The sequence below is a fragment of the Cupriavidus sp. 05L310 genome (assembly GCF_056398185.1).
In genome coordinates, this window is record NZ_JBFTOX010000123.1 from 1 (window position 1) to 7,130 (window position 7,130).

The 7,130-nt window shown below is 65.0% G+C and carries 6 protein-coding genes; 1 reads left to right on the forward strand and 5 read right to left on the reverse strand.

Features of this window, described 5'->3' with window-relative positions:
- Positions 1-198: 198 nt before the first annotated feature.
- From AC1DS6_RS42025 to AC1DS6_RS42040, 4 genes are all read right to left on the reverse strand, one after another.
- Positions 199-459: a hypothetical protein gene (locus AC1DS6_RS42025; protein WP_477104738.1), complete on the reverse strand. Its 261-nt coding sequence runs from the start codon at positions 457-459 to the stop codon at positions 199-201.
- Between the two features lie 58 nt (positions 460-517).
- Positions 518-775 (reverse strand): hypothetical protein, encoded by a 258-nt coding sequence (locus tag AC1DS6_RS42030; RefSeq protein ID WP_447429813.1) that lies wholly within the window; start codon positions 773-775, stop codon positions 518-520.
- 437 nt (positions 776-1,212) lie between these two features.
- Positions 1,213-1,653 carry a DUF4399 domain-containing protein gene (locus tag AC1DS6_RS42035; protein WP_477104739.1) on the reverse strand — a complete coding sequence of 147 codons (441 nt, stop codon included), beginning with the start codon at positions 1,651-1,653 and terminating at the stop codon, positions 1,213-1,215.
- 43 nt (positions 1,654-1,696) lie between these two features.
- Entirely contained in the window at positions 1,697-2,122 is a 426-nt protein-coding gene (locus AC1DS6_RS42040; RefSeq protein WP_428180805.1) for a DUF4399 domain-containing protein, read from the reverse strand.
- A 464-nt stretch (positions 2,123-2,586) separates the two neighbouring features.
- Here AC1DS6_RS42040 and AC1DS6_RS42045 point away from each other — a divergent pair, with 464 nt between their 5' ends.
- Positions 2,587-4,545 carry an SUMF1/EgtB/PvdO family nonheme iron enzyme gene (locus AC1DS6_RS42045; RefSeq protein WP_477104740.1) on the forward strand — a complete coding sequence of 653 codons (1,959 nt, stop codon included), beginning with the start codon at positions 2,587-2,589 and terminating at the stop codon, positions 4,543-4,545.
- A gap of 38 nt (positions 4,546-4,583) precedes the next feature.
- Here the strand turns inward: AC1DS6_RS42045 and AC1DS6_RS42050 are convergent, their stop codons facing one another.
- Positions 4,584-6,647: a serine/threonine-protein kinase gene (locus AC1DS6_RS42050; RefSeq protein ID WP_441637353.1), complete on the reverse strand. Its 2,064-nt coding sequence runs from the start codon at positions 6,645-6,647 to the stop codon at positions 4,584-4,586.
- Between the last annotated feature and the right edge of the window lie 483 nt (positions 6,648-7,130).

Here is a 7,130-nt window from a genome sequence, read left to right on the forward strand (position 1 = left end):
ATTGAAGGTCGAGTCGATCTTGACGGCGCTGAACACGGGCAGGAAGGGCACGAAGCCGCCGCGCACGGCGCGCATGGCGCGGGCGTCGAGTTCTTCGGTGACGGACAGGTCTTTGATGGCGAGGGTGGTAGTCATGGCAGTTCTCCGGGTATTCAGTAGTTTGCGAATGCAGCTTGCGCGGTGGGCAGGGCCCGCGGCTTAGCGATAGATGTTGTTCTGGGCGTTCTGGGTCGAGTGGACATTCGACTTGATGTCGTCCGCGAAGGCCGTGTTGTTGCCGTTCATGTTGACGACGTTCTGCGTCTGGCCGATCAGCTGCGAAGCGTTGAAAGTCGAGTCGAGCTTGACCGTGCTGAACACGGGCAGGAAGGGCACGAAGCCGCCGCGCACGGCGCGCATGGCACGGGCGTCGAGTTCTTCGGTGACGGACAGGTCTTTGATGGCGAGGGTGGTAGTCATGGCAGTTCTCCGGGAAATGCAGTAGCTTGCGAATTCAGCCTGGGCGGTAGCCCGAGGCTCAATAGATGTTGTTCTGGGCGTTCTGGGTCGAGTGGACATGCGACTTGATGTCGTCCGCGAAGGCCGTGTTGTTGCCGTTCATGTTGACGACGTTCTGCGTCTGGCCGATCAGCTGCGAGGCGTTGAAGGTCGAGTCGATCTTGACCGCGCTGAACACGGGCAGGAAGGGCACGAAGCCGCCGCGCACGGCGCGCATGGCRCGGGCGTCGAGTTCTTCGGTGACGGACAGGTCCTTGATGGCGAGGGTGGTAGTCATGGCAGTTCTCCTTGGGAGCGATTGGGACTTGGGGTTCGGTTGGTTCGAGCATTGTTTCTGCGCTCGRGAGGTACAAACGCATGGAGTGTGCCAAGGCGGGCCAGGTCAGCGTGAATCGCCCGCAAACGCAGGCGGGACGTGGGAAGAAATTTTTCGAGGCGGGGAAAATGGCGCCAGCGCACAGTGCACGGCGGCCTAAATCTGGCGGGCGCATACCAACACAACAGACACCATGTGTTCGCTCGTCAGCGACAGACGCCAGCGGGGCGCGGCGATCGCGCTCAGCGTGACTGGGAAACAGGGGGAGGCGTGATGCGCGCGATACGTTCAGTACGCGCAATGCGATCGGGGGTAGCGCTTGCCCACCACGGAGGCACGCGCGCGGCGCAACCGCGATCCCGGCGGCGCGGTGCGTTCCGCGCCGTACCGGAACGCGATCACTTCACGTAGATCGTGATCTTCTTGGAATAGATCGGCGGGTTGTGCGGGATGTGCTTGTCATCGGCCATCAGCAACTGCAGGGTGTGCTTGCCCGGTGGCAGTTCGATCGTGGTCTCGGTCTCGCCGGCGCCGAAATGCACATGGTTGCGATCGTTAGGAATTTCCTTGTCCATCGGCGGCAAGTCCGTATCGATCAACAGATGGTGATGGCCCGTGTTGGGAAACTTCACGCCACGCGGCGCCACGCCCATGCTGCGCAGCCCGAACCACACTTTGATCGGCTTGCCCGCCGGCAGGACCTGGTTGTTGTTGGGGTAGCCAATGTACAGGTAGGCATTGGACGGCGCGGGCGTCGGACCCGCGATCGCGCTGGCCGGCATGACACCGTTCAGAAGCAGGCCGGCGGCGAGCGCGGCAGCAGATATGAGCTTACGCATGGACTCTCTCCCGTATCGTGCCGCCGGCCCGGCGGCCCGGGCCTTATCGAACGGTAATGGTGATCTTCTTGGAGTAGATCGGCGGATCGTGGGGCTTATGGTCCTTGTCGCCGAGCAGCAACTGCAAGGTGTGTTTGCCTGGCGGCAGCTCGATCCGCGCCTCGGTCTCGCCCGCGCCAAAGTGCACGTGGTTCCGGTCGTTCGGAATCTCCTTGTCCATCGGCGGCAGGTCAGTGTCGATCAGCAGGTGGTGATGGCCGACATTGGGCATGTCGGTCCCCTTGGGCGCGACCCCCATATTGCGCAGGCCCATGCGCACCCAGAATTTGCCGCCGTCGATCACGGCGCCATCGGGGGGCCAGATGATGTAGACCTCGGCATTGGGCGGGGATGTGGCGGACAACGAGATCGAGGGCAACGGCGCCAACAGAGACGCTGCCAGTGTGCCGAGCACGGTTCGCCTGTGCATACGATAGCCCTCCCGAACAACGGTCCGCGCCGGAACATGCAAGGCAACACCTGTGTGGCAACGCGTGCACCCGGCGCCGCTGCAAAGCAACGGACGCAGGCAATTCGCGTGACCTCGAAAGCGCGGTGGATTCTTGCTCTTCGTCAGCGCTTTTGCATTTCGTCATTTAGCTTAGAACGGAAAACTGCAAAAAGATACTTGGTGCTGCCGTGCGCGATCGCTGGGCGCAGGCAACAGTGAGCTTGCTGCGCCACCTTGCGTTGCGAAGCACCTCCGGATTCACAATCGCTGTGCTATGGTTGATTGAGCGAGCCCAGTGCCGCCCGCGCTGCATCGCGTCGGCGCCAGGGACGAGGCGGACCGGCCGGGTGATGGCCGGGTATCATCGCTCGCTGGTGGCGCGTCACGCCGCTTGCGCGTGGGACCGCCGATGCACTTCGGCGCCGTACGAACAAGGCCTGAATATGTGGCGAAAACTCCTTGTCATATGCCTGTTCGCGTTGGCAGCGGCCGTGCGTGCCGAAGCCGGCATCGACACGCCAGCGTCCACCACCGAAGCACGGCTCACGGCCACTTCCGCCGGGAACGGCCAAGCCCGGCGTCTCGCCCTTGTCATCGGCAATGCCGCGTATGCGGACGAACCGCTGCCCAATGCCGCCACCGACGCGCAAGCCATGGGCCAGACCCTGGCAGCTCTCGGCTTTGACGTCATGCTCCGCGAAAACCTGGACCGTGACGGCATGGCAAGCGCGCTTGCCGAATTCCGGCAACGGTTGCAAGCAGGCGGCGTCGGTCTGTTCTACTTCGCCGGGCACGGCATCGAGGTCGCGGACAACCCGGTGCTGATTCCCGTCGATGCGGGCAGCCGCACGCCCGCCCGCTTGCTCACGGCGGGCACCGAGCTTCGCACCGTCCTGGCAAGCATGTCGGTGCCGCGCCCGGACATGCGCAACGTGCTGATCCTCGATACCTGCCTGGACAATCCGTACCGCGGCGGTGCCTTCAAGCCGCCAGCCGCGCCCGCCAACACCCTGATCGCCTATGCCACGGCCCCTGGCATCGCCGCAGCCGAAGGCGTCAGCCATGGCGTATTCACCGCCGCGCTGCTGCGTACGCTACGCATGCCCGGACTCTATGCCGAGGCAGTCTTCCGGCAGGCGGGCGAGATCGTCAGCATGCAAACGGGGCTGCGGCAGCAGCCGTGGGTCTCGTCCTCGCTGCCCGCCCCGCTCCGGTTGGACACGGACGCGGCACCCGCCATCGACAGCACCACCTATTCCGCCAGCCTGGACGGGAATCCGGCGATCCGGCATCGCGGGATCCTCCCGAAAGACAGCGATGAACAATACGAGCTCAGCTTCTGGGATTCCATCAAGAACAGCAATTTCCCCAGCGACTATGAGGCCTACCTGAAGGCGTATCCGAACGGCCGCTTCGCGCCGCTGGCACGGGCAAGGATCGAGCGGCTGCGTGCGGCGGGCGTCAAGGCAGAGCCGCCCGCCGACCGCGCCCGCACCGCGCCCGCCGCCTCCGGGCCAACCGCGGCACAGGGCACAGTCACGCCACCGCCAGCGCGCACGCAGACCGGAAAAGTGCAACCGCCGCCAGCCACTTCATCCGCCAGCGCGCCCGCCGCCCCGGCAAGTACGCCCTCACCCGCCACGCAACACGCCGCCGCTTCCGGCGCGGTGACGGTCGACATAAAACCGGGTGAGATCAAGGACTGCCCGGCTTGCCCCGTGCTGCACAACGTCGCACCGGGCAGCTTCACCATGGGCAGCAATGGCGGCGACCCGACCGAAAAGCCCCCGCACCGCGTCACCATCGCGCAGCCCTTCGCGATCGGCAAGTACGAAGTCACCGTGGAGCAATGGGGTGCCTGCGCCGACGCTGGCGCGTGCCCGCGTATCGCCACCGTCGCAAGCGCCCCCAGGAACGCGCCCATGCGCGATGTGAGCTGGGACGATGCCCAGCAATACCTCGCATGGCTGAACAAGACCACCGGCAAGCACTATCGCCTGCCGACCGAGGCCGAGTGGGAATACGCTGCCAGGGGCGGCACCTCAACGCTCTACTGGTGGGGCGACCAGATGCGCAAGGGAACGGCGAACTGCAAGGATTGCGGCGATCCGTGGAGCGCCGATACGCCGGCCAACGTCGGCTCCTTTGCCCCCAATGCCTTGGGCCTGCACGACGTGAATGGCAGCGTGTGGGAATGGGTCGCCGACTGCTGGCACATTTCCTACAAGAACGCACCGGTTGACGGGCGTGCCTGGGACGAACCCGGCTGCAGCGTACGCGTGATCCGTGGCGGCTCCTGGTTGGAGGGCGCGAGCTATATGCTCTCCTCCACCCGATTCAAGTACAGCGCCAGCGTGCGCCAGTCGCAGAATGGCTTTCGTGTCGTGCGAGACATGAAGTAGCGGCTTCCGTGCCAGTCCCGTCGGGACAAGCTGGCCGACTAGCGCGCCTTGGTGGATATCTGCACCACGTCGGCGCCGATGTGGTCATCTCCATGCTTGGCGGCCATCGGCCCCAACTGCCGTTCAAGCGCGCGCAGATAGTCCTGCCTGGACTCCACCTCCGGGCGTAGCGCGTCGAACAACGGCGCTGGCGTGGTGAGCAGCACGATCAGCTCCGTGCCAAACGGCTTTGCGATCACCCAGTCGCCGAGGCTGCCGACGGTCGCGTGATAGCTGGCGGGAGCCTGGTTGGCCTTGGCGCGCTGGCTGGGCACCATGTGCACGACCTTGCCGTCCGCCATGTAGTAGTCGACATAGACGTAGGTGTCGTAAGGCGGCGTCGTGATATCGACAATCAACGGTGTACCCTCGGTCAGCTGAGCACCTGGCGCCCTGGTGCGGATCGTGGTGAGCGCGTCCCCGTCGCGGCGCCCCGACCAGTAGGGCCCGATCAGCTTGATCACATCGCACTTGTCGTCACCCAGCGGTTGCACGTCAAGGTTCAGTGTCTGCACGCCGGGAACCGCCTCCAGTTCATCTTTCAAGCGCTTGATGCCGAACCGGTCCGCTACGTAGCCGCGCACCTGCAGCGCATGCTCCTGCGCCGATGCCGAGAAAAGCGAGCAAGGCACGCGCGCCAGCACCGGCGCGACAGCCTGCATGGAGAGCGCGCGCTCCGCCTTGGCTTCCTGGCGCGATGGCGCTTGCGGCGGCGCAGGCTGGGCGGGTTGCGTTGCGACGGGCGCGGGAGCGGTCTGTGTCGGGGGCTGAGCCTGGCCGTCCGGCGGGTGACGCGAGCGCCATGCGTAGTAACCCACGCCGCCTGCCACCAGCACACCGGCCAGGGACACAGCACCCAGCCTGGCCATCGGCATCGCGCCGCTGCGCTCGGTTCCCAGGTCGGCCAGGAAGCGTGCCACGGTGGGCGTGCGCGTCGCGCGATCGAAGGACAGCGCGGCACGCAGCGCTCGCCACTGGCCGCGGCTCAGCGACTTCGGCCGCTGCGGCTTGAGGCCGGCACCGCGTGCCTGGTTGGCCGACAACCGCTCGTAAGGATGCCGGCCCGTCAGCAGTTCATACGTCACGCAGGCCAGCGCGTAGATGTCATCGCGCGGGTCCGGCTCGCGATGCTCGAACATCTCGGGACTGGCATAGGCTGGTGTCATGCCGCCGAGCGTGCCAGGGTCGAACACGGTCGGGTCCGCATCGTCCGCCGGTTGCTGGAAGACCCGCGCGATGCCGAAATCGATCACCTTCACTTCACCGCTGTCCGTGAGGAACACGTTGGCAGGCTTGAAGTCGCAGTGGACAAAGCCACGTTCATGCGCATAGGAAAGCGCCCTGCCCATGCCGGTAACGATTGGCAGTGCCTTGGCGAAGGGCATGCCGGCGAAATCCGGCGCGCGCAAGACGCGATTGAGCGACTTGCCCGACAGGTACTCCATGGTCAGGTAGACCACCGAACCATCGCGATCGAAATCATAGACCGTCACGATATTGCGGTGCGCCAGCGTCTGCGCCTTGCGCGCCTCGCGCTGCAGTGCTATCAGCGATTTCGGATGACCGCGGAACTGCACATTGAGAACCTTGATGGCGATATAGGGCTTGCGGTCGGAGGCCTCGAGCTTGCGCAGGTCCAGCGCCTTGTAGACCGTACCCATGCCCCCCACGCCAAGGCATTCCTCCAGTACAAAGCGGCCATTCAGGGTGTCGCCCACCCCCTTGGACTGCTCCGCGCCGGCAATGGCCTGGTCGGCCGGCGGTACCGGCGCGGTCGAGGGCGTGGTGGGCGGGGAAGCCATGCCGGGAGCGCCGGTCTGGACGCGGGTTTCCTCGCCGCCATCCGCGAACTGCGTTGCCCCGCGGCGCTCAATGCGCTGCAGCACCTCTTCATAGACGCCTGGCGGCAGCGGGAAGCGCGTGTTCTCCTCGCAAAGCATGTCCGCCAGCTGCGTCGCGCTGGCCTGGTCCACGGCCAAGGTGCTGTCAATGCGGGCAAGAAGCTCGTCGTGCGACAGACCACCGCTTTGGAAGGTACGTATCAGGTCTGGAATGCTAGGCATCGATGCAGCCGCGACGTAGTTGCGCGTAGTTGCGCCTTGAGCGTTCACTCGCCGCTCACCGGCGAGTACCTACCCACGATGGATACTAGTCCGCACTCATGCCAATCGCAAACCCCTCGTGCATTGCATCAACACCGGCAAGAGACGCCTGCCGCACGATTGACGGGTCCAGGCGGCTGCGTGTCGCGCATTGGCGAACACCCGGTGTTGTTGTGTTGGTATGCGCCCGCCAGATTTAGGCCGCCGCGCACTGTGCGCTGGCGCCATTTTCCCCGCCTCGAAAAATTTCTTCCCACGTCCCGCCTGCGTTTGCGGGCGATTCACGCTGACCTGGCCCGCCTTGGCACACTCCATGCGTTTGTACCTCCCGAGCGCAGAAACAATGCTCGAACCAACCGAACCCCAAGTCCCAATCGCTCCCAAGGAGAACTGCCATGACTACCACCCTCGCCATCAAGGACCTGTCCGTCACCGAAGAACTCG